Raw genomic sequence first — 22,412 nt, forward strand, 5'->3', positions numbered from 1 at the left:
CCGGGACCACCCCGGTAAACCCGAGGCAAAATCTACAGCACTGTAGAAATCAATCCCGGAACCCCCCGCCCGAAACCGCTCCGATCCGCACAACAGGGTTCGCCCCCACCCCGCCTCTGCCACACTGACCCCGGGAACCAGCCGCGGGGGGCGCGATGACGAGCGTTGTTCTGGTCCACGGAACGGGTGTGCGCGAGGACGGGTACACCTCCCTGTTCACCCTCGTCTCCCGTCAACTCGCCCGGCTGGACCGTGACTTGACGCTCGTACCCTGCTTCTGGGGCGAGGAGCACGGCGCCCGCCTCCACCTGTCCGGCGCCTCGCTGCCGACGCGTCCGCGTGAGGACGTCCGGCTCGCGTCCTGGAGCCTCCTGGACGCCGACCCGCTGGCCGAACTCCGGCTGCTGGCCGAGGAGGACGAGCGCGGCGCCGGCGCGTACGTACCGCCGCGCGCCCTCACCCCCGTGGAGGAACTCTCCCCGCTGCTCGCGGACTTGGCCGAGGACCCCGCCGTACGGCAGGCGGCGCAGGCGCACGGTCTCCTCCCCGAGGACGTCGCCGAGGCGGCCCGTGAGGTCGGCGAGGCGCTGGCGGAGCTGCTGCGGGAGACGACGGCGCAGGTCACGACCGTCCGTCAGGTCACCGCCCGGGCCGTGGTCGCCTCGGCGCTCGCCGCGGCGGACCCGCGCTGGGACGCGGCGGGCGCGAGCCTCGACGGGCGCGGGGTGGAGGAGCTGCTCGGCGCGGTGCTGCGGGCGCTGAACGAGCCGGGAGCGGCGCTCGGCGTCGTCTCCGACGTCACGCGCCCGGTGTGGCTGCCGTTCTGGCGGGGTACGGAGTGGGCCGCGTCGTGGCGGGTGCGCAGGAGCCGTACGAAGCTGAGCGCGCAGGCGGCGCCGCCGATCGGGGACATCCTGCGCTACCAGGCGCGGGGCGAGGGGCTGCGCCGGCACATCCGGGAGGCCGTCGAGCAGGCGGCGCCGCCCGTGGTACTGCTCGCGCACAGCCTCGGCGGCATCGCCTGCGTCGACCTGCTGGCCACCGAGGACCTCGGCGACCGGGTGCGGGCGCTGGTCACGGTCGGCTCGCAGGCTCCGTTCCTGTACGAACTGGACGCCCTGCACTCCCTGTCGGTCGGCGACCCGCTGCCCGCGTCGTTCCCCCGGCACTGGATCAACGTGTACGACCCCCGCGACCCGCTGGCGCACGTCGCCGCCCCGGTGTTCGGCGCGGACCGGGTCAGGGACGTCGCCGTCGACACCCGCCGCCCCCTGCTGCGCGCGCACTCCGCGTACTGGGACCACGCCCCGCTGTACCGCGCGCTGGAGCGGGAGCTGTTCGGTGCCTGACCCGCGCCGCACCCACGCGCTGGTCGTCGCGGTCGAGGCCCACGAGGACCCCGACTGGGACGTCCGGGGCCCGTGCGCGGACGCGTACGCGTTCGTGTCGTGGCTGGTGGACGGCTGCGGGGTGCCCGCCGGCAACGTCACCCTCTTCGCGTCCCCGCTCGACCCGGACCACCCGGCGCCGGTCCCCCGGCGGGAGGCGTCCTCGGGCGCGGTCGCCCGGCATCTCCTCGAAGGGATGGCGGAGTTGGAGGCCGAGCTGCTGTGGGTGTTCTGGTCGGGGCACGGCCTGGTCGACACCAGCGGCAGCCATGTCCTCGTCCTCGCCGACAGCACCCCGGCGACGAAGTACGTCGTGGACGTGGACGCGCTCCAGCTCGCCCTCCGGTCGACCCGGGTCGGGGCCCGGCAGGGGCGGGGCGTGCCGAAGGTGGCGGTCGCGCTGAACGCCTGTCAGAACCAGCCGCGCGGGGGCGGCCTGAGCAGGGTCGGCGTGGTCACCGACAGCCCCCGGGTCACCGAGCGCGGGCTGTTCGTCCTGCACGCGTGCAGCACCGGCCAGCGGGCCCAGGTGGCCCGGCCGGAGGACTGGGCGCCGGGCGAGGCCGCGAGCCTGTTCCCGCGTACGCTGCTGCGCTTCCTCGACGACGGCACCCATGACGTCCTGCCCGACCTGCACCGGGTCAGCGACCGGGTCGACGCCGAGTTCGCGGCGCTGCGCGAGAAGCGGCTCACCGCGCAGAAGCCGAGCCTGTCGCGCCGTAACTGGGACGGGCGTACGGCCGTGTCGGGCGAGTTCCTGGTGCCGCCGACGGCCGAGGAGGTGGCGCTCGCCGGGCTGCTCGACGAGGTGCTGGCGGACGGGGCGGCGCGGGCGGCGTGCGCCGCGCGGCTCGCGGAACGCGCGCCGGTGGTGGTGCCGGTGAGCGACGGGGCCGGGGAGCCGACGGCCCGGCAGATCGTGACCGCCGCCGCCCGCACCCCGCACGGCGTCCCCACCCTCGTCGACCTGCTGCCCGGCGATCTGCGCGCGGCCGGCCGCGACCTGCGGCCCAACGAGTTCCTCACCCACGAGGAGCACACCCGCCTCACCGCGCTCCTGGCCGCTTTCCCGGACGCGCGCGCGACCGCCCTGTACGACCGGCGGCTGCGCCACCACGCCACGGCGGCCGACGGCACGGACGCGCTGCTGCGCTCCCTGGAGGCCGCCGGCTGCGGCAAGGACATCGCGCTGCCGCCCCTGCTGCGCTTCACGTCGCTCCTGGCGGCCGAGGCGCAGGAGCGCACCGGCGACGGCGGCGGCCTGATCCGCTGGAGCGCGGACGTCGCGCACCGCACCGGCCACACGGGGGCGCTGAGGGCCCGGCTGACGGCGGTACGGCAGGAGGCCGCGCGGCGGCACGGGGGCAAGGCGTGGCTGCTGGTCCGCCTCGACGTCGACGACCCCGAGGCGCCGACCGGCGACGGCCGCTACACGCCGGCCGCCTGGCTCGTCGACCCCGCCGAACCGCGCCCCCAGCGGCTGCCGGGGGCGCGTACGGCCGACTGGCGGCGCACCCAGCTCACGCTGGCCGAGCTGGTCGAGCCGCTCCTCGACGCGCGCCGCGACCTCGGGGTGGAGTTCTTCCTGCCGCACGGACAGCTGGAGCTTCAGGTCGAGCGGATACCGGTCCGCCACCAGGGCACGGACAACACGCCGCTCGGGCAGGTCGCGACCGTCGTCGTGCGGTGCGTGGGGCGGCGTACGCCGTGGGAGCGGCGCTGGCTGGCCTGCGGGAGCGACGGGGCGGCCGGCGACCACCACTGGCTGCGGCGGGACGCCGGGGACCTGCCGGGGCTGCGGTCCGCGCTCGCCGCCCGGCCCGACGTGGGGTGTGTCGAACTCTCCGGTGACTGCCGGGAGTTCGTGCCCGCCGTGGCGTACTGCGCGGAGGCCGGGGTGCCGGTGATGACCTGGCACCGGCGGGTGGACGGCGTACGGCAGGGCGGCGACCTCAGTGAGCTGCGGACCGGCGTCCACCCCCGGCTGCTGCCCGAGGAGGTCCGCGACCTGCGCGGCGACCGGGACGGGGCCCCGCCCGGCCTGGTGCTGCTGTGGGACGACCCCGGCCGGCTGCCCCCTCGGCCGCGCCCCCGCGTTCCCGGAAGGACACCACGCCCGTGACCAGCGCCGATTCCCCCGGCGGGCTGTTCCGCCACCCGCACGACACCCTGCCCGTGCCGCTGCCGAAGGGCCCGCCCTGGCGCCGCTTCGGCGCCGAGCGCCCCGCCCGCCCGGCGTACGTGATCCGCCCCGAGGACGCCGCCGTCGTCGACGCCGCCCTGCACCTGCGCCGCCCGCTGCTGGTCACCGGCTTCCCCGGGGTCGGCAAGTCGTCGCTGGCGCACGCGCTCGCCGACGACCTCGGCCTCGGCGAGGTCCTGCACTGGGCCGTCAACTCCCGCTCGGTCCTGGCCGACGCCCTCTACCGGTACGACGCGGTGGCCCGGCTGCGCGACGCGACCGCCGACCCGACCCGCACCCCGCCCGTGCAGCGGTACGTCTCCCTCGGGCCGCTCGGCACCGCGCTCGCCGCCCCGCCCGGCGCCCCGCGCGTCCTGCTGGTCGACGAGCTGGACAAGGGCGACATCGACCTGCCGAACGACCTGCTGACCGTGTTCGAGGAGGGCGCCTTCGAGATCCCGGAGCTGAGCCGCAGCTCCGAGGAGAGCGGCGACCGGGAGGCCCAGGTCGCCGTCACCCGGCCCGTGCCCTACCGGGCCCCCGAGGACGCCGGGCCCCCGCCGAAGGCGACCGTCGTGGACGGGTGGGTGTACTGCGGGGAGTTCCCGGTCGTCGTCATCACCAGCAACGGGGAGCGCGACTTCCCGCCCGCGTTCCTGCGCCGCTGCGTCCGCCTCGACCTGCGCGACCCCGGCCCCGACCACCTCAAGGACGTCGTACGCGCCCAGTTCGGGGCCGAGTTCACCGGGGCCGACGCCGAGACGGTCGCCAAGGTGGAGCAGATGATCGCCGAGTTCGACGACGCCGGGCGCGGCGGACGGCTCGCCACCGACCAGCTCCTCAACGCGATCCACCTGCGGCTGAGCACCGTACGCCTCGAACCGCACGTCCTGCGGGCGGTGCTGCGGCCCCTCGACGGCACGGACCCCGCCCCGTGATCGACCTCCTGCACGCGGCGCTCGCCGCCGCCGGGTACGACGCGACGCCCGAGGAACTCGCCGACATCCTCTGGCTCGCGGCCCATCCGCGTACGCCTTTTCAAGGGTTGGCGGCCTCGGCGGACGGTGCCGTGCCAACGGGCGGCGCGCGGGCGTCGGGGCGCGAGCGCGGCGGGCGGGGGCCCGACGACTCCGGGCCCGCTGCGGCCCGTACCCTCTACGCCGCCGCCGACTGGAGCGACGGCGCCGCCACGGCCGTCTCCCCCACCCGGCTGCCCACACCCCGGGCGCTGCCCGACGCCCGTGCGCTCGCCCGGTCACTGCGGCCCCTGCGGTCCTCCGTACGGTCCCGTACGGCGCTGCGGCTCGACGTCCGGGCGACGGTCACGGCGATCGCCGACGGCTTCCGGGACGTCGTCCTCGCGCCCGCGCGCGAGCCGTTGCTCGATCTCACGCTCGTCGTCGACGACGGGGTGTCGATGGCCGTGTGGCACGACGCCGCGCGCGAACTCCACCAGGAGCTGCACCGGTTGCGGGCGTTCCGGCGGATCCGGTTGCTCGGCATGGACACCGACGACCCCGCCGGGCCCCGGGTCACCGCGGAGCCGTACCGGCAGGGGGCGCCGCCCGCGCATCCCGGGCCCGGGGAGCGGACGCTGCTGGTCGTCCTCACCGACGGGGTCGGGTATCAGTGGCGGACCGGGGCGGTGCAGCGGGCTGTGACGGGGTGGGCGCTCAAGGGGCCCACCGCCGTCTTCCACGTCCTGCCCGTCGAGACCTGGGCGGGCACCGGGCTGCCGACGGTCCGCCTGATGGCCTCCGCCGCGCGGGCGGCTGTCGCGAACCACCAACTCCGGGTGCGGCACCCGAAGTTGGGACGGGGGGTGTTGCCGGTGCCGGAGACGCCGGTGCCGGTGGTGGATGTGATGCGGGGGACATCCACGCGGGCCTGGGCACGGTTGGTGGGGGCACCGGCCGGGGAAGTGGCGCTGCATTTCTATGACGCCGGGCAGCTTGAGGTGGTGGCCGGCGGGGAGGTGGCGGGGGTCGCGGGGTGGGGAGACCGTGCCGGGCTCGGGGGTCGGGGTGGGGCTGACGGGCTTGGAGGGCGGGGTGGGGGCGAGGGAGTTGAGGGCCGGGGGGAGGCTCACGGGGTGGCGGCGGCTCTCGGGGAGTCCGTCGAAGACGCCCTGGAGGACTTCCTCTCCGGCGCCTCCGACGAGGCTCGACGGCTCGCGGCGCACCTCGCCTGTGCGGGGACCGCGTTGACCGTGCCGTTGATGCGGCTCGTGCAGCGGTCGGCCGTACCGGACTCCGGGCCCGAGCATCTCGCCGAGGTGTTCCTCTCCGGGATGCTGGCGCCGTACGCGCCGGTCCTGCCGGACGGGGCCGATCCGTTGCCGCACGAGGCGTTGCCGTGGAACCGGCGGGCGTTCACCTACCCTCCCGAAGTCGCCGAGGTGCTGCGGGAGTTGGTGCGGAGGTCGGAGGAGCGGGCTACCCGGGATCAGGTGACGCGGTATCTGGCGGGGCGGCATCCGTCGGACGGGGACGGGGCCGCGGTGGTGGCCGATCCGCAGGGGGCGTTGCGGGCGCGGGGGGATCTGCCGCTGGGGAGGATGGGGGCGCGGTGGACTCAAGGGGCCGGGCGGCAGGTGTCGTTGGGGTCGCTGGTGCGGGCGTTGGAGGGGGTGGTGGAGGCGTTGGGGGTGCCGCCGCTGGACTGGGTGGAGGAGGCGGTGGGGCAGGGGGTGGTGGGGGTGCAGCGGGTGGCGGAGTTGCTGGTGCGGGCGGGGGAGGTGCGGGGGGCTGAGGACGAAGTGCGTGGGGTGCTTGTGGAGTTGGCTGAGGAGGCGGGGCGACCCGAGCTGGCCGTGCAGTATCGGTCGGCGCGCAAAGCCCGTATCCCGACTCCGAGTTCAGGGCAGCCGTACTTCTTCCTGAGCTACCCCCACCTCCACCTCCGCGACCACAGTGACCCGAACATCTGGGTCCAACGCCTCTTCCACGACCTGACCGGCCACATCCGGAACCTGACCGTGGTGGAGCCAGGCACCGCCGGGTTCATGGACCAGTCGATCACGGCAGGGAGGATCTGGAGCGACGAGGTGGCCGACGCGCTCGCCAACTGCCGGGTGTTCGTGCCGCTCCTGTCGCCTCGCTACTTCGCCAGCTCCTGGTGCGGCAGGGAATGGTGGGCTTTCATGCAGCGCAAGGCGCGCTGGCGGAACGGGCAGCCCGGTTGGGCCAGCGCGATCGTCCCGGCTCTGTGGACACCCGTGCCACCCCGTCAGATCCCGCGCGTGGTAAGCGAGGTGCAGTCCATCGGCCCCGAACTACCCCGGAGATACCAGGAGTACGGCCTGTACGGACTCATCAAACTCACGTCGTTTCGCAACACCTACGAGAGGGTCGTACTCGAACTGGCCCGGCGCATCGTCGATATGGCCGAGAACACTCGTCTGGAACCCGGGGTCCGCATGGACCTCGCGGACATACCGAACGCCTTCGGATCCCCTGCCCGCACGGAAGACCCCCCAGACACCGCCCCCACTCCCCCCGCCTGATCCCCCGCACAGAGCGCTCCATCCAGAGCCGCCCCTTCAGACCGCCCGGACGATCGACCCCCGCACCACGAGCCGCGGCGTGAGCACGACCTCGCGCGGCACCGTCCGCCCCTGGTCGAGCCGCTCGACGGCGGCCGTCACCGCGTGCCTCGCCTGCTCCCGCGCCCCCTGGCTGACGGTCGTGAGGTTGAAGCAGCTCAGCCTGGACAGCGTGTCGTCGTCGTATCCGGCGACGGAGACCCGACCCGGCACGTCGACTCCCACACGCGTCAGGCCCGTCAGGACGCCGATCGCGCACGGATCGTTGAACGCGACGACAGCCGTGGGCAGTTCGCCCCCGGCGAGCAGCTGCCGAGCCGCCCGCTCCCCCGCCTCCTCCGTGTGGTCGCCGGACAGCACCCGGATCCGCCCGTCGAGCCGGTGCCGACGCATCGCCGTACGGTAGCCCCGGCGCCGGTCGGTCGCGATGACGCCCTTGCCGCCGTCGACGTACACGATGTCCCGGTGGCCGAGCCCGACCAGGTGGTCGACGATCTGGCCGACCCCGTCGTCGGCGGTGCGGACGACGTCGAGGGCGGCTCCGGTGATGCGGCGGCCGACGGCGACGACGGGGGCCTGCGCGTCGAGGGCGGCGAGGGTCTCGGCGGGGGAGGTCGGGCCGAGCAGGATGAGGGCCTCGCTGCGGAAGGCGAGGAGGGTGCGGGTGGCGGTGTTCTCGTCGCGGGTGCGGGTGAGGGTGCTGAGGACGAGGTCGTAGCCGACCTCCTCGGCGGCGTCGTGCAGGTGCTCGACGAGTTCCGCGTGGTACGGGCTGTGGATGTCGACCATGACGCCGAGGAGCCGGGAGCGCCTGCTCGCGAGGGTGCTCGCGGTGCGGTCGACCTGGTAGCCGAGGTCGGCGGCGGCCTTCAGGACACGCTGGCGGGTGCGCTCGCTGGGGCCGGGGACGCCGCGCAGCACGAGGGACACCGAGGCCGTGGAGACGCCGACCTTCGCGGCGACGTCCTCCAGCCGGGGGCGCCTGCCGTTCTCCACCTGTGCCTCCCGCTACCGGAATCCGACCCCTACACCACCCTTGACACCCTGCCGGAGCCAGGCCGATAGTACCAGCACTTAAAGCGCTTTAAGTTGTCAGGACATCCCGACCGCGCCCCAGACTCGCCCTCACGATGGCGGCCGTGACCGCCCTCACGCTGGCAGGCTGCTCCAGCGCCTCCGGCGGCAAGAAGGCCGAGGAGAGCGCCCGGAACGCCTCGGCGGGCAAGGCCGACACTCCCCGGATGAAGATCGCGATGGTCACCCACGCCCCGTCCGGCGACACGTTCTGGGACACGATCCGCAAGGGCGCCGAGGCCGCCGCCGCGAAGGACAACGTCGAGCTGGTCCACGCGAACGACGAGACGGCCGGCGACCAGGCGAACCTGGTGCAGAACGCGATCGACCAGAAGGTCGACGGCATCGCCGTCACGCTGGCGAAGCCGGACGCCCTCAAGGCCGTCGTCGCCAAGGCCGAGCAGGCCGGCATCCCGGTCGTCGGCCTCAACGCGGGCCTCGCCGTCTGGAAGCAGCAGGGCCTGCTCTCCTTCTTCGGCCAGGACGAGTCCGTCTCCGGCCAGGCCCTCGGCACGCGCCTCGACGGTACCGGCGCCAAGCGCGCCCTGTGCGTCATCCAGTCCCAGGGCGACGTCAACCTCGAAGAGCGCTGCGCCGGGGTGAAGAAGACCTTCGGCGGGCAGACCGAGATCCTCAACGTCAACGGCACCGACATGCCGTCCGTGAAGTCCACGATCACCGCCAAGCTCCGCCAGGACCCGTCCATCGACCAGGTCGTCACCCTCGGCGCCCCGATCGCGCTGACGGCCGTGCAGTCGGTGTCCGAGGCCGGGTCCAAGGCGAAGATCGCGACCTTCGACCTCAACAAGGAGCTGGTCGCCGCGGTCCAGAAGGGCAGCATCGAGTTCGCCGTCGACCAACAGCCCTATCTACAGGGCTACTTGGCGGTCGACGCGCTGTGGCTCTACAAGAACAACGGCAACTCCAGCGGCGGCGGGGAGGCGCCCGTCCTGACCGGTCCGGCGTTCGTCGACAAGACCAACGTCGAGAAGGTCGCCGCGTTCGCCGCGAAGGGCACGCGCTGATGAGTGCGGTCCCGTTCGGCCGTACCCTCCAACGCCCCCTCCAGCACGGGTCGGACCACGTGGCACTGATCCCGGAAGGCACCCCCTCATGAAGATCGCTCTCGACCCCTACATGATCCGCGACACTCCGCTGCTCGAACTCCCGGGTGTGGTCGCCGAGTTGGGATACGACTGGATCGAGCTGTCACCCCGCGAGGACTTCATCCCCTTCTTCCGCCACCCCCGGGTGGACGACGCGACGGTCCGCGGGTTCCGCAAGGCCCTCGACGCGGCCGGCGTCGGCATCTCCTCCCTGCTCCCCCTGTTCCGCTGGTCGGGCCCCGACGAGGACGCCCGTCAGGCCGCCGTCCGCTACTGGAAACGGTCGATCCAGATCGCCGCCGACCTGGGCGTCGACAGCATGATCTCCGAGTTCAACGGCCGCCCCGAGGACCCGGACCGCAGCGAGGCCCAGTTCTGGAAGTCCCTGGACGAGCTGCTCCCGCTGCTCGAACGCGAGGGAATCAAGCTGGCGTTGGAGCCGCACCCGGACGATTTCATCGAGAACGGGTACGACGCGGTCAACCTGATCCGGGGTGTGAACCACCCCAACGTCACGTTCCTCTACTGCGCCCCGCACACCTTCCACATCGGCGACGACGCGCCCGGCATCATCGCGCACGCGGGCAGCCTCCTCACCCACGTCCACCTGGCCGACGTCCTCGACCACACGGCGTCCTCCGGCAACCGGTACATCCTCAACCCGCCCGGCACCGCCGCCCGGGTCCACCAGCATCTGGACATCGGGCAGGGCGAGGTGGACTTCGACGAGCTGTTCACGGCGCTGCGGGCGAACGGGTTCGACGGGACGCTGACGGCGTGCGTGTTCGCGTGGGAGGACCGGGCGCGGGAGTCGTCGGTGTTCATGCGGGAGCGGATCGCGGAGTTGCTGGCCGGGTCTTCCCAGGCCCTTTCTTAAAGCGCTTCAATAGAGCGCTCCAGAACATGCGGGGTGCTCTGCTTCTTCTACCTAAGGAACCCTCAATGACCGACAAGCCCCTCTCCGTCGCCGTCATCGGCGCCGGGATGGCCGGGCGCAGTCACGCGGCCGGATACCGCAACGTCAACACCGTGTTCGGCGCCGGTCTCCCCCCGGTCCGGCTCGCCGCGATAGCCGACGCGAACACGGCGCTGGCGCAGGACGCCGCCCGCCGCTACGGCTTCGACCGGGCGCTGCCGAGCTGGGAGGCGGTCGCCGAGGACCCGTCGATCGACGCGGTCAGCATCGTCGTAGGGAATGACCTTCACCGGCCGATCGCCGAGGCGCTGGTCGCGGCCGGGAAGCATGTGCTGTGCGAGAAGCCGCTCGCGGGGTCGGTCGAGGACGCGCGGGCGATGGCCGAGCTGGAGCGGGGCGCGGAGGTCGTGACGGCCGTCGGGTACACGTTCCGGCGCTCGCCCGCGATTGCCGGGATCCGGGAGCATGTGCGCGCGGGCGAATTGGGCGATCTGACGCTGTTCAGCGGGCGTTACTGGTGCGACTACGCCACCAGCCCGGCCGGGCCGCTGAGTTGGCGGTTCCAAGGCGGGCCCGGGTCGGGTGCGCTCGGGGACGTCGGCTCGCACATCATCGACGTCGCGGAGTACGTCGCGGGGCCGATCGCGTCGGTGTCGGGGGCCTCGCTGTCGACGCAGATCACGAAGCGGCCGCTGCCGCTGGGCGCGGTCGTCGGGCACAACGCGGCTCCTGTGTCGGACGAGTTCGGGGAGGTCGGGAACGAGGACACGGCGTCGTTCACGGCCCGGTTCGCGTCGGGGCCGGTCGGTACGTTCTCGGTGACGCGGACCGGTTTCGGGCTGCCGAACGGGCTCGCGTTCGACGTCGTGGGCGTGGGCGGGCGGGCCGCGTTCGACCAGCACCGGCCGGCCGAGTACCTCTTCGACGACGCCCAGCCCGAGGCGCGCACCCGGGGTGCCCGGCAGGTCGTCGCCGGACCCCGACTGCCCTACTTCGCGGGCGGGGTGCCGATGGAGGCGCCGGGGGTCGGCGTCGCGAACGGCGACAGTTTCACGTACCAGGCTCGGGCGTTCCTCGACCAGGTCGCGGGTGCTGCCGAACCCCTCCCGGCCTGTGCCTCGTTCGCGGACGCGCTGCGGACGATGGAGATCATCCGCGCGGTCGTCGAGTCCTCCCGCCTCGACGGCGCTTCCGTCGACGTCCCCGTCCTCTCCTAGGAGTTACGCACATGGCTCTCAAGCTCGGCGCCTACACCGCCTGTCTGCACGACCGTCCGCTGGCCGACGCCCTCGACGTCCTGAAGGAGAACGGCCTGACGTCCGTCGAGGTGAACACGGGCGGTTTCATCCCCTCCCCGCACTGCCCGGTGGACCTGCTGCTGTCCTCCGAGAAGGCCCGCGCGGAGTATCTCGCCGTGTTCGCTCAGCGGGGGATGGAGCTGACCGGTCTGAACTGCAACGGCAATCCGCTGAACCCGCTGCCGGGGGTGGGTCCGAAGCACGCGGACGACCTGCGGCGGACAATCCGGCTGGCGGGGCTGCTCGGGGTGCGGCACGTCGTCACGATGTCGGGCACGCCGGGGTCGGATCCGGACGCCAAGTACCCGTCGTGGGTGGTGAATCCGTGGGACGGCGTGTACATGGACGTCCTCGACTACCAGTGGGGTGTGGCCGTCGCGTTCTGGAAGGAGATCGACGCGCTGGCCCGGGAGAACGGGGTGCGGGTCGCGATCGAGATGCATCCGCACAACGTCGTCTTCTCGCCGGTGACGTTGAAACGGCTGGTGGACGAGGGCCAACTCACCCATGTGGGCGCCGAGATGGACCCTTCGCACCTGATGTGGCAGGGCATGGACGTGATCGCGTCCGTCAGGTGGCTGGGCCCGCTGGTCTTCCACGCCGCCGCGAAGGACGCCGCGCTGTGCCCCGGCGCCGGCATCCGGGGCGTCCTCGACACGTCGTTCACCCGGGTCCCGGCGGACGCGCCCGGCAAGGTGCCGACCGGGTACGGCTTCTGGTGCAACTCCTGGCCCCAGGACCCGGCGTGGAAGTTCGTCGCGGTCGGCGTCGGCAACGAGGTGCCGTTCTGGACGGAGTTCCTGTGCGCCCTCGCGGAGGTCGACCCGGACATGGCGGTCAACATCGAGCACGAGGACGCGAGTTACTCCCAGACGGAGGGGCTGGCGCTGGCCGCGAAGAACCTGCACAGCGCGGCGGCCGCGCTCTAACGCGCGGGATCCACCAGCACCTTGGGCCCGGGGCCGCTCTCCACGGGGCGCTTGCCCCCGAGGACGGCCCCCACATCGTCGAGCCCCACGGTCGCGGCGACGAGCGGCCGTGGGTCGACAACTCCCTCCACGTAGGCGGTGATCGCCGCGTCGAGCCCCGGTGACGCGGACAGGATCCCGGTCACCGTGACGTCCTTGAGGACGAGGGTCCGCGTGTCGATCAGGCTGGGTTCCCGGGCCAGCCCGATGTACACCAGCCTCCCGGACGGCTCCACCAACTCCAGTGCCCGCGCCGGGAGTTCGGTGGCCGTCGAGGCGTCCACGACGGCGTCGTACGGCAGGTCCGGGACGGACTGCCAGACGTGGGTGAAGCCGAGAGTGCGGGCGAAGGCCAGGGACTCGGGGGTGACGCCCAGGATGTGGACCTCCGCGCCCTGGGCCCGCAGGAACAGGGCCGTGAGGAGGCCGATCGTGCCCGGCCCGAGGACCAGCACCCGGTCGTCGGGTCCGGCGCCGGTCGCGCGGGCCGCGCGCAGGGCGTTGCCGCCGGGCTCCACCAACGCGCCCAGCTCGGCGTCGACTTCGTCCGGCAGGGCGTGCAAGGAGCTCGCGGGCACGGCGAGTTGTTCGGCGAGGGCGCCCGCCCGGCCGCCGCGTACGCCGACTTCCTGGCGTCGGTCGCAGACGTGCTGGTGGCCTCGTCGGCAGCGGCGGCAGTCGCCGCAGCCGAGCATGGTGTCGCCCATGACGCGGCGGCCGAGCCAGGAGCGGTCGACGCCGGGGCCTACCTGGGACACGCGTCCGCACCACTCGTGGCCGGGGCGCAGCGGGTAGTTGGCGTGGCCCTGGTGGAGGTAGGCCATGTGGCCGGTGTAGAACTCGACGTCGGTGCCGCAGACCCCGGCGCGTTCGACGTCGACGACGGCCTCGCCGGGTGCCGCCTCGGGCGCGGGGAGGTCGGCGACCTCGTAGGCGCCCGGGGCGGTGAGGACGAACGCGCGCATCAGCGGGGCGCGATGACGTGCTGGCGCTGGGTGCCGAGGCCGGTGATGCCGAGTTCGACGGTGTCGCCGGGCTGGAGGTAGACGGGCGGGGTGAGGCCCATGCCGACGCCGGGCGGGGTGCCGGTGTTGATGAGGTCGCCGGGCTCCAGGGTGAGGAACTGGCTGAGGTAGTGGACGATGAAGTAGGGGTCGAAGATCATCGTCTTGGTGTTGCCGGTCTGCCGGCGCTGCCCGTTGACGTCGAGCCACATGTCGAGGGCGAGGACGTCGTCGATCTCGTCGGCGGTGGCGAGCCAGGGTCCGGCCGGGTTGAAGGTCTCGGCGGACTTGCCCTTGGCCCACTGGCCGCCGCGCTCCAGCTGGAAGGCGCGCTCGCTGACGTCGTTGACGACGACGTACCCGGCGATCGCGTCGCGGGCGTCGTCCACCGAGTCGAGGTAGCCGGTGCGTTTGCCGATGACGATGCCGAGTTCGACCTCCCAGTCGGTCTTGGTGGAGCCGCGCGGGATGCGGACGTCGTCGTCCGGGCCGATCAGGGTGTTCGGGGACTTGGTGAAGAGGATCGGCTCGTCGGGGACGGCCATGCCCGACTCGGCCGCGTGGTCGCGGTAGTTGAGGCCGATGCAGAGGATCTGGTGGGGGCGGGCGATGGGGGCGCCGATGCGTTCTCCGGCGAAGCGGGAGACCCGGCCGGCCGCGACACGTTCGGCGACCACCGGGCGGATGCGGTCGATTCCGCCGCCGCCGAAGAAGCCTTCGCCGAAGTCTGTGACGACGTCGGCGAGTTCGACGTACGTGTCGTCGTCGATGCGGGCGACGGGCTTCTCCGCGCCGGGGGCGCCGATGCGCATGAGGTGCATGGGGTTCGTCTCCTGAGGGGTCAACTCGGCAGCAGGGCACGGATGTCGTCGAGGGCGTCGACCATCGTCGCGAGCGGTGAACGGTAGGCGAGCGCGCTGACGCTGACCGCGCCCGAGGGGGTGGACGGCGAGGTCAGGTACACGGGCAGGGCGAGACAGTGGATGCCGGTCTCGTTCTCCTGGTCGTCGAGGCCGTAGCCGCGCCGCCGGGTCGCGGCCAGCTCGGCGTGCAGCTCGTCCGCCGTACAGCGGCTCTTGGGGGTGCGGCGCTCCAGGGTGCGGTCGCCGATCCACGCCTCGACGGCGGCGAGGGTCGTCAACTCCCTTGCCAGCAGCAGTTTTCCGACGGCGGTGAGGTGGGCGGGGTTGCGGCCGCCGATCGTGGAGGTGAGGCGGACCGCGCCGGTGGGCGGGTCGACCTTGGCGCGGTAGACGACCTCGTGGCCGTCGAGGACGGCGTAGTGCGCGGTCTCCCCGAAGCGCCGCGCGAGGGCTTCGAGGACCGGGCGGACGCGGACGTGGTCGGGGCGGGCCTCGTGGTGGGCGAACGCCATGCGCAGGAACTCGTCCCCCAGGACGTACCGGCCGGGGGCGTCCTGGTCGGCGAGGCCGGCGCGGCGCAGGGCGCTCAGGGCGCGGTGCACGGTCGGCTTGGGGCTGCCGATCAGGCGCGTCAGCTCGTCGAGGCCGACGCCGTCCGGGTGGCGGGAGAGTTCCTTGAGGACCGCGAGCACCCGGTCCGAGCCCACGAGCCGGTCGGCTCCCGGGTCTGTCGGTCCGTCGTAGGTCTGCGTATGCTCCATGGCGTTCCAAAGATTAGACCTGCGTGTCGATTATTGGAAGGCGCTTCATCGTGACGCTCCGCAGCGCTCAGTGGTACGAGGGCCAGGACCGCAACGCCTACATCCACCGGGCGTGGATGCGCCGGGGAGTCCCGGACGACGCGTTCACCGGCCGCCCGCAGATCGCCATCGCCAACACCGCCTCCGACCTCACGCCGTGCAACGCGCACCTCGACGAGGTCGCCGCGTCCGTCCGCAACGGCGTCTACGAGGCCGGGGGCATCCCGCTGGACCTGCCCGTCGTGTCGCTCGGCGAGACGCAGGTGCGGCCGACGGCGATGCTGTGGCGGAACATGGCCGCGATGGCGACGGAGGAGATGCTGCGGGCCAACCCCATCGACGGCGTCGTCCTGCTGGGCGGCTGCGACAAGACGATCCCCTCCCTCCTCATGGCCGCCGCCTCGGTCGACCTCCCCGCGGTCGTCGTCCCTGGCGGCCCCATGCTCAACGGCACCTTCCAGGGCGCCCTGCTGGGCTGCGGGACCGGCGTGTGGAAGCTGTCGGAGGAGGTCCGCGCGGGCACCCTCTCCCAACGCGACTTCACCCGCTCGGAGTCGGCGATGATCCGCAGCAAGGGCCACTGCAACACGATGGGTACGGCGTCCACGATGGCGCTGGTCGCCGAGGCGCTCGGGACGGTCGTCCCCGGTGTCGCGGGCACCCCGGCGCCGGACAGCCGGCTCCTCCAAGCCGCCCACGGGACGGGGAAGCTGGCGGTGGAGATGGTCGCCGCCGACCGGCGTCCCGGGACCTTCCTGACGAAGGCGGGTTTCCACAACGCGATTGTCGCCCTCGCCGCGACCGGCGGCTCCACCAACGCGGTCGTCCATCTCCTCGCGATTGCCGGGCGGTTGGGGATCGACCTGACCCTCGACGACTTCGACCGGATCGGGTCGCGCGTCCCGATGCTGGTCGATCTCCAGCCCGCCGGGCGGTACTTGATGGAGGACTTCCACCGCGCCGGGGGGCTGCTCGCGGTGTTGCGCGAGGTGCGGGAGCTGCTCGACCCGACGGCGCTGACCGTCACCGGCGAACCCCTGGTGTCGTACCTCGACGACGCGGCGGTCTGGGACGCCGAGGTGATCCGTCCCCGCGCCGAACCCCTCGTCGCCGAGGGCGGGATCGCCGTCCTGCGCGGCAGCCTCGCCCCCGACGGGGCGGTGATCAAACCGGCCGCCGCCTCCCCGCACCTGCTGCGCCACCGGGGCCGGGCCGTCGTCTTCGACTCCGTCGAGGACTTCCACGCCCGCATCGACGACCCCGGCCTCGACGTGGACGCCGACTCCGTCCTGGTCCTGCGCGGCTGTGGCCCCAAGGGCTATCCGGGCATGCCGGAGGTCGCCAACATGCCCTTGCCGAAGAAGCTGCTGGAGCAGGGCGTCCGCGACATGGTCCGGATCTGCGACGGCCGCATGAGCGGCACCGCGTACGGCACCGTCGTCCTGCACGTGGCCCCCGAAGCGGCGGCGGGCGGCCCCCTCGCCCTGGTCCGCACCGGCGACGTCATCGAACTCGACGTCGAGGCCCGCCGTATCGACGTGGACGTCCCCGCCGAGGAACTCGCCCTCCGTGAACCGCCCAAGGCGACCACAGCGGCGTACGCGACGCCCCGGCGCGGCTGGGAGCGCCTCTACATCGACCACGTCCTCCAGGCCGACACCGGCGCCGACCTGGACTTCCTGGTGGGGTCGAGCGGGAGCGAGGTGAGCCGGGAGTCGCACTGAGCGCGACCGGTCACGCGGCGGTGATCCCGGCCCTGCCCAGCAGCGTCAGCCAGCCGTCGTACTCCACCGACTCCTCGTCCACCAGGGCCAGTTGCCGGTACCCCGGTGCGGCAAGCCGCTCCAGGAAGAACTCCGGTACTCCTGACGCCAGTTGATCGAAGCGTTCCGCGTCCGGCCACTCCCGGTGTTCGAGGGGGATGCCCAGGACCGCGCCGGTCGCGCGGTCCAGGTAGACGGGGGTTTCGAGGACGAGGCCGACGCAGTAGAGCTTCGCCGGGGACAGGTCCAGGGGCGAGTCGACGATCGGCGTGCAGTAGAACTGGTGCGCCCGGGCCTCCGCGAGGCCGAAGAGCTGGACGGAGGGGCCGCAGCTCGCGCCGTCCAGCACCCGGCAGAAGTCGAGGAACTCCGCGGGGACTCCGTCGGCGCGGGCGGCCTCGGCGGTCGCCTCGTCGATGGTCGCGCCGAGTGTGGACGTGAGCAGGTCGGGGCTGTCCGCGAGGGCGGCCCGCAGGGCGTCCACGGTGGAGTGGAGCCGGGCACTCGTACTGGGCGTCACCTGGGGTCCGTTCGGGTCAACGTGGCCGGCGTGGTCGGCCTGGACGCTCCGCCGACCCGGCACAGTCCGTTCCGGCCGGCGTGGCCGGCCCTCATCCTACGAACGCCGGCCTCAGCCCCCGATCACTCCCGCGATCTCCCGCCGCAGCGCGGGCAGTTCGGCGTGCAGGGTCCCGGGGCACTGGGTCGCCGCCCAGTCCTTGTGCCCGCTGATCGTCGGGACGGTCCGGGTGACGCCGCTGACCGGGTTGCGGTAGAGGACGGTGGCGAGCGGGTCGATCGTGTGCCGGGCGGCGAGTTCCGCGAGGAGCTGGACGAGGCTCGCGCGGGCGGCGGCCGACGCCGGGGTGGTGGTCAGCGTGCCGAGCAGCGCGATCCCGACGTTGCCGGAGTTGAAGCCCCCGATGTGCGCGGCGGTCACGAGGCGCCCGGCGGCGTCGTGGGCGGGCGTGCCGTCGGTGCCGGACCAACGGCCCTCGTAGACACGGCCGTTCGCGTCGATGAGGTAGTGGTAGCCGATGTCCCCGTAGTCCTGGGTGATGGTGTCGGTGCGGTAGATCGCGCGCACCCGGGCGGCCGGGTCCGGGTCGGTGCTGCCGTCGGCGGTGTGGTGGACGCTGAGGGTCTGGACGGGGTAGTACTCCGGCGGCCACTTCTCGGTGCCGTCGGCGGCGAACCGCAGCGACTCGTCCGCGCCCCAGCCGGCCCGGGTGACCAGCGGGTAGCGCGCGGCGGCGGACGCCGGCCGGGCGGCCAGGGCGGTCGTCGCGGCGGCGCCGAGCGCCCCGAGAAGCACGCTTCTGCGCCGGGGAAGAAAGGCCCTGCGGGAAGGTTCCGTACGTCCCATGTCGGTTCACCCGTCCTGTTCCGTCGTCGTGGCAGGCGGCGATGTGCCGGGGCTCCACCCTGGACCGGCCCGCGAACGAGCCGCCACGTTCTTCGGCGGTGGCCTAAAAACGCTGGTCAGCGGCGCATGAGCCGGAGAGACTGACCGCATGGTGCTTCGGGTGCACTTCACCTCGGACGACCTGGCCCGGATCCGCTTCGTACGGGAGCCCGACCCGCTGTGGGAGACGGTGCTGAGCATCGTGCGGCTCGGCACCTCGCAGGGGCGTGCGGTGTTCGACCCGTGGCGGGCCCAGGTGCGCGCGGGGCTGAGCCGGCTGCCGCCCGCCCACGTCCGGGTGCTGCGCACGCTGGCGCCTCCGGTGGGCGACTTCGCCGGTTTCCTGGCCCGCGCCGAGGCGTCCCGGGGCATCGAGACGGGGCCGGCCACCGCGCCCGGCCGCCTCCTGCGTGACGACCGGGATGCGGCCCCGGAGGCGCTGAGACCGGTGGCGGAGGCCCTGCACGCCTACCACCGCACCGCCGTGGCCCCCTACTGGCCGCGGATCCGGGCCCTGGTCGACGCGGAGCGGGCCCTGCGCTCGCGCGCCGTCCTGGACGGCGGCCACGAGGCCCTGCTGACCGGTCTGGCCCCGACCGTGCGCTGGCGGCCACCGGTCCTGGAGGTCGACCACCCGCGCGAACGCGATCTGCGGCCGGCGGGCCGGGGCCTGGTCCTGATCCCCTCGGTGTTCGCCTGGCGCCTGCCGGTCACCCTGGCCGGCCCCGCCGCGCCGCCGGTCCTGGTCTACCCGGTCCCCCGCGCCCCCGGCTGGTGGATCGTCCCCGACCACACGGCGGGCCCGCGGGGCCTGGCCAACCTCCTGGGCCCCACCCGGGCCGCCTGCCTGCGGCTCATCGAGGACGGCTGTACGACGGGCGAGCTGGCCCGCCGCCTCGGCACGACCGCGCCGACGGCCAGCCAGCACGCCCGCACCCTGCGCGAGGCGGGCCTGACCACGACGACCCGGCACGCCAACACGGTCCTGCACGCCCTCACACCGCTGGGCGCGGACCTGCTGCGGGCCACGCCAGGACCCGACTCCCGGCGGGGCTGACCCCTACCACTTGCCGGGCGCGTAGTCCTTGAGGAAGACCCCGTACACGTCCTCGCCCGCCTCGCCCCGCACGACCGGGTCGTACACCCGGGCCGCCCCGTCGACGAGGTCGAGCGGCGCGTGGAACCCGGCCTCGGCGAGGCGGAGTTTGTCGTAGTGGGGCCGTTCGTCGGTGATCCAGCCGGTGTCGACGGACGTCATGAGGATGCCGTCGGTCCGGAACATCTCCTCGGCGCTGGTCCGGGTGACCATGTTCATCGCGGCCTTGGCGGCGTTGGTGTTGGGGTGTCCGGCGCCCTTGTAGCCGCGGTTGAACACCCCTTCCATGGCCGAGACGTTGACGACGTAGGCCCGCTTGCTGACGGCCTTGCGCGCGGCCTCGGCCATGCTCGGGCGCAGCGCGCTGATGAGGATGAACGGGGCGGTGTAGTTGCAGAGCTGGGTCTCAAGCAGCTCGACCGGCGAGATCTGCTCGATGGACTGGACCCACGTGTTGGTGTCGACGACGTCGGGGACGAGCCCGCCCGCGTCGATGGCGGTCCCGTCGAGGTGCCGCTCCACGCTCGCGTTCCCGGCGACGAGCGCGAGGTCGGCGACCTGCTGCGCGTCGATGCCGGAGCTGCCGGAGGAGCCCAGCGGCAGGGCGGCGATGCCGTCGACCGCGCCGGAGCCGAAGGCGCCGATGACGTGGTAAGCGGGGAGTTCCCCGGCGGGCAGCGGCGCGGACTCGCCGTCGACGAGGGCGGCGTACGCGGACGGCAGGCGGCGTACCGTCTGGGTCGCGTTGTTGATGAGGATGTCGAGGGGGCCGGCCTCGGTCATGCGCTCGCCGAGGGCGACGACCTGGGCGGGGTCGCGCAGGTCGATGCCGACGACGTCGAGGCGGTGGATCCAGTCGGCGGAGTCGTCCATCGCCGTGAAGCGGCGGATCGCGTCCTTGGGGAAGCGGGTGGTGATCGTGGTGTGCGCGCCGTCGCGCAGCAGGCGCAGCGCGATGTACATGCCGATCTTGGCGCGGCCGCCGGTGAGCAGGGCGCGCTTGCCGGTGAGGTCGGCGCGGACGTCGCGCTTGGAGCGGTTGAGGGCCGCGCAGTCCGCGCAGAGCTGGTGGTAGAAGTAGTCGACCTCGACGTAGCGGGTCTTGCAGGTGTAGCAGGAGCGGGGGCGCTGGAGGACTCCGGCGATCTTCCCCGCCTCGGTGACCGAGGACGGCAGGATGCCTTCCGTCTCGTCGTCGATGCGCTGCGCGGAGCCGGTCGCGGTGGCCTCGGTGACCGACTTGTCGTGCGCGGTCTTCGCGGCGCGGCGCTCCTGCCTGCGGCGCTGCTTGACCGTGCGGTAGATGCCGGCGGTGGCGCGGCGTACGGCGATCGCGTCGGGGTGGTCGACGTCGATCTTGTCCAGCTCGTCCAGCACGCTCAGGCAGACGGCCAGCCGCTCGGGGTCGATCCCGGGGCCGTACGCGACCTCGCCGTCCTCTGTCACCGTCATCGCGCTGTGTTCCTCGACTCGCCGTGCGGCGCTCCGGTCGCGTCCGCTTTCGAACGGGTGATTCTACGGAGCGCCCGGCCCGTCCTCCAAACCCGCCGCTGCCGCCGTGACCAGCGTCTCCACCTCGGCGGTCACGGCGGCGGCGAGCCGGTCGAGATCGGGTACGGCGGCGCCGTCGGCGACGAGCCCCACATGCACGCGCCCGCGGTAGCTGGACAGGGCCACCGCGAGGGCCTGCCCGCGCGCGAGGGGCGCGTACGGGAACACCTCGACGACCGGGTGCCCGCCGAGCCTGAGCCCCACCCCGGGCAGGGGCACGCTGGTCACGAGGACGTCGAACCAGAGCCGGGCGGCCTGCCGGGCCAGCGGTCCCCCGACCCGGTGCCCGAGCGCCGGCACATGATCGGCGAGCAGCGCGACGGCCCCCGCGCCCCGCCCGGGCCCGGCGTCCTTGTTGCGGTCCATGGCGGCCCGTACGTCCGCCAGCCGCACGAGGGGCTCCGGCTGGTGCACGGGGAGGCGTACGAGGTACCCGGAGAGCCGGTTCCCCTGCGGGTGCGCGGTCCGGGGGCGGCGCTGGGACACCGGCACGAGCGCGCGCGGGGTGACGTCCGTGCCGTCCCCGCGCTCGTCGAGCCACCGCCGCAGCGCTCCCGCGACGACGCCGATCAGTACGTCGTTGACGGTCCCGCCGACGGCCTTGCGCACCCGGTGCACGTCGTCGACGTCGATGACGACCCCGGCGGTACGGCGGGTGCCGGTGGCGTCGGAGGTGAGGGCCGGGCTTGAGCGCACGGCGAGTCCGGACACGGCGAGGGAGGCGCCGATGTCGAGGGCGCGTCCGGCGCCGGAGAGGGTGTCGCGGAGGCGGGCGGGGAGTGCGGTGGCCAGCCCGACCGTGCCGTTCAGCAGGCGGCGTACCCCCGTCGGCGGCTCCTCGCGCGCGGTCAGCCCGCGGGGCGCCGGGCCCTCCATCGGGTCCAGTACCGCCGCCGCCAGCGTCAGGGCGCGCAGGCCGTCGGCGAGGGCGTGGTGGAACTTGAACAGGACGGCGAACGTCACCCCGTCCTCGCCGGGCAGGACGTGGGCCTCCCACGGGGGCCGGGTGCGGTCGAGGGGGCGCCCCATGAGGCGGCCCGCCTCGGCCTGGAAGTCGGGGGTGGGGGCATGGAGGAGGACGTGGTGGAGGGGGTCGAAGGAGGGGGCGGGTTCGCGGACGGCGGCGCCGAAGGAGAGGGGGTGCCAGGTGTCGCGGATGCGCATGCGCAGGCCGGGGACTCCGGCGGCGCGCGCGGCGAGGAGGTCGGCGGCGTGGGCGCCGGCGGTGGGCGAGTGCGCGGAGAAGACGCCGAGGGCGCCGAGGTGCATGGGGTGCTCGGCGGTCTCCAGGTTCCAGAACGCCAGGTCGAGGGGGGCGAGCAGGTCGGCAGTCAAGGGCTTGCCTCGCGTCGGCGACGGGTGGAGCAGCAGTCAAACCCGTTCGACCGATTACGGTCAAGTACGATCAAGCTACGCTCAGTTAACAACGGATTAAGTCGCCACTCCGGCCCCTC

The 22,412-nt window shown here is 73.4% G+C and carries 18 protein-coding genes; 10 read left to right on the forward strand and 8 right to left on the reverse strand.

Annotated features, from left to right (window positions below; translation table 11 throughout):
* Nucleotides 1-155 precede the first annotated feature (155 nt).
* The 4 genes from ACLZOT_RS22030 to ACLZOT_RS22045 are packed head-to-tail and all read left to right on the forward strand — an operon-like array spanning nt 156 to nt 7,075.
* A complete protein-coding gene (locus ACLZOT_RS22030; protein WP_416970714.1) occupies nt 156-1,349 on the forward strand; it encodes a hypothetical protein in 1,194 nt (397 codons plus the stop codon).
* Nucleotides 1,342-3,510: a hypothetical protein gene (locus ACLZOT_RS22035; protein ID WP_416970715.1), complete on the forward strand. Its 2,169-nt coding sequence runs from the start codon at nt 1,342-1,344 to the stop codon at nt 3,508-3,510. Before ACLZOT_RS22030 ends, ACLZOT_RS22035 begins: the two co-directional genes overlap by 8 nt.
* Nucleotides 3,507-4,508, forward strand: coding sequence for an AAA family ATPase (locus ACLZOT_RS22040; RefSeq protein WP_416970716.1), 1,002 nt, complete (start codon nt 3,507-3,509; stop codon nt 4,506-4,508). Before ACLZOT_RS22035 ends, ACLZOT_RS22040 begins: the two co-directional genes overlap by 4 nt.
* Nucleotides 4,505-7,075, forward strand: coding sequence for a TIR-like protein FxsC (locus ACLZOT_RS22045; RefSeq protein WP_416970717.1), 2,571 nt, complete (start codon nt 4,505-4,507; stop codon nt 7,073-7,075). The genes ACLZOT_RS22040 and ACLZOT_RS22045 overlap by 4 nt, the downstream gene beginning before the upstream one ends.
* A 36-nt stretch (nt 7,076-7,111) precedes the next feature.
* On the opposite strand, the gene ACLZOT_RS22050 is transcribed toward ACLZOT_RS22045, so the two are convergent.
* Nucleotides 7,112-8,110 carry a LacI family DNA-binding transcriptional regulator gene (locus tag ACLZOT_RS22050; protein WP_416970718.1) on the reverse strand — a complete coding sequence of 333 codons (999 nt, stop codon included), beginning with the start codon at nt 8,108-8,110 and terminating at the stop codon, nt 7,112-7,114.
* 134 nt (nt 8,111-8,244) lie between these two features.
* On the opposite strand from ACLZOT_RS22050, the gene ACLZOT_RS22055 reads away from it, so the two are divergent.
* From ACLZOT_RS22055 to ACLZOT_RS22070, 4 genes are all read left to right on the forward strand, one after another.
* Entirely contained in the window at nt 8,245-9,213 is a 969-nt protein-coding gene (locus ACLZOT_RS22055; protein WP_416970719.1) for a substrate-binding domain-containing protein, read from the forward strand.
* A gap of 88 nt (nt 9,214-9,301) precedes the next feature.
* Complete coding sequence (locus ACLZOT_RS22060; protein ID WP_416970720.1) at nt 9,302-10,171, forward strand: sugar phosphate isomerase/epimerase family protein; 870 nt, start codon at nt 9,302-9,304, stop codon at nt 10,169-10,171.
* A gap of 65 nt (nt 10,172-10,236) precedes the next feature.
* A complete protein-coding gene (locus ACLZOT_RS22065) occupies nt 10,237-11,427 on the forward strand; it encodes a Gfo/Idh/MocA family protein (protein WP_416970721.1) in 1,191 nt (396 codons plus the stop codon).
* 11 nt (nt 11,428-11,438) lie between these two features.
* On the forward strand, nt 11,439-12,437 hold the full coding sequence (locus ACLZOT_RS22070; protein ID WP_416970722.1) for a sugar phosphate isomerase/epimerase family protein: 999 nt from the start codon (nt 11,439-11,441) through the stop codon (nt 12,435-12,437).
* Here ACLZOT_RS22070 and ACLZOT_RS22075 read toward each other — a convergent pair.
* The 3 genes from ACLZOT_RS22075 to ACLZOT_RS22085 are packed head-to-tail and all read right to left on the reverse strand — an operon-like array spanning nt 12,434 to nt 15,104.
* Nucleotides 12,434-13,441 (reverse strand): zinc-dependent alcohol dehydrogenase, encoded by a 1,008-nt coding sequence (locus ACLZOT_RS22075; RefSeq protein ID WP_416970723.1) that lies wholly within the window; start codon nt 13,439-13,441, stop codon nt 12,434-12,436. The two genes, ACLZOT_RS22070 and ACLZOT_RS22075, sit on opposite strands and share 4 nt — an antisense overlap.
* A complete protein-coding gene (locus tag ACLZOT_RS22080) occupies nt 13,441-14,301 on the reverse strand; it encodes a fumarylacetoacetate hydrolase family protein (RefSeq protein WP_416970724.1) in 861 nt (286 codons plus the stop codon). The genes ACLZOT_RS22075 and ACLZOT_RS22080 overlap by 1 nt, the downstream gene beginning before the upstream one ends.
* A 20-nt stretch (nt 14,302-14,321) precedes the next feature.
* Entirely contained in the window at nt 14,322-15,104 is a 783-nt protein-coding gene (locus tag ACLZOT_RS22085; RefSeq protein WP_416970725.1) for an IclR family transcriptional regulator, read from the reverse strand.
* Between the two features lie 50 nt (nt 15,105-15,154).
* On the opposite strand from ACLZOT_RS22085, the gene ACLZOT_RS22090 reads away from it, so the two are divergent.
* Nucleotides 15,155-16,867 carry an IlvD/Edd family dehydratase gene (locus ACLZOT_RS22090; RefSeq protein ID WP_416970726.1) on the forward strand — a complete coding sequence of 571 codons (1,713 nt, stop codon included), beginning with the start codon at nt 15,155-15,157 and terminating at the stop codon, nt 16,865-16,867.
* 10 nt (nt 16,868-16,877) lie between these two features.
* Here ACLZOT_RS22090 and ACLZOT_RS22095 read toward each other — a convergent pair whose 3' ends face one another.
* Nucleotides 16,878-17,426: a hypothetical protein gene (locus tag ACLZOT_RS22095; RefSeq protein WP_416970727.1), complete on the reverse strand. Its 549-nt coding sequence runs from the start codon at nt 17,424-17,426 to the stop codon at nt 16,878-16,880.
* 111 nt (nt 17,427-17,537) lie between these two features.
* Nucleotides 17,538-18,221 (reverse strand): peptidoglycan recognition family protein, encoded by a 684-nt coding sequence (locus ACLZOT_RS22100; RefSeq protein ID WP_416970728.1) that lies wholly within the window; start codon nt 18,219-18,221, stop codon nt 17,538-17,540.
* A 199-nt stretch (nt 18,222-18,420) separates the two neighbouring features.
* Between ACLZOT_RS22100 and ACLZOT_RS22105 the strand changes: the two genes are divergently transcribed.
* Nucleotides 18,421-19,368, forward strand: a complete 948-nt coding sequence (locus tag ACLZOT_RS22105) for an ArsR/SmtB family transcription factor (RefSeq protein WP_416970729.1) — start codon at nt 18,421-18,423, stop codon at nt 19,366-19,368.
* Between the two features lie 3 nt (nt 19,369-19,371).
* Here the strand turns inward: ACLZOT_RS22105 and ACLZOT_RS22110 are convergent, their stop codons facing one another.
* Nucleotides 19,372-20,859 carry an SDR family NAD(P)-dependent oxidoreductase gene (locus ACLZOT_RS22110; protein WP_416970730.1) on the reverse strand — a complete coding sequence of 496 codons (1,488 nt, stop codon included), beginning with the start codon at nt 20,857-20,859 and terminating at the stop codon, nt 19,372-19,374.
* 63 nt (nt 20,860-20,922) lie between these two features.
* Nucleotides 20,923-22,293, reverse strand: a complete 1,371-nt coding sequence (locus ACLZOT_RS22115; protein ID WP_416970731.1) for a wax ester/triacylglycerol synthase family O-acyltransferase — start codon at nt 22,291-22,293, stop codon at nt 20,923-20,925.
* Between the last annotated feature and the right edge of the window lie 119 nt (nt 22,294-22,412).

It is taken from the genome of Streptomyces sp. 4F14, assembly GCF_048159485.1.
Taxonomy (GTDB): Bacteria; Actinomycetota; Actinomycetes; order Streptomycetales; family Streptomycetaceae; genus Streptomyces.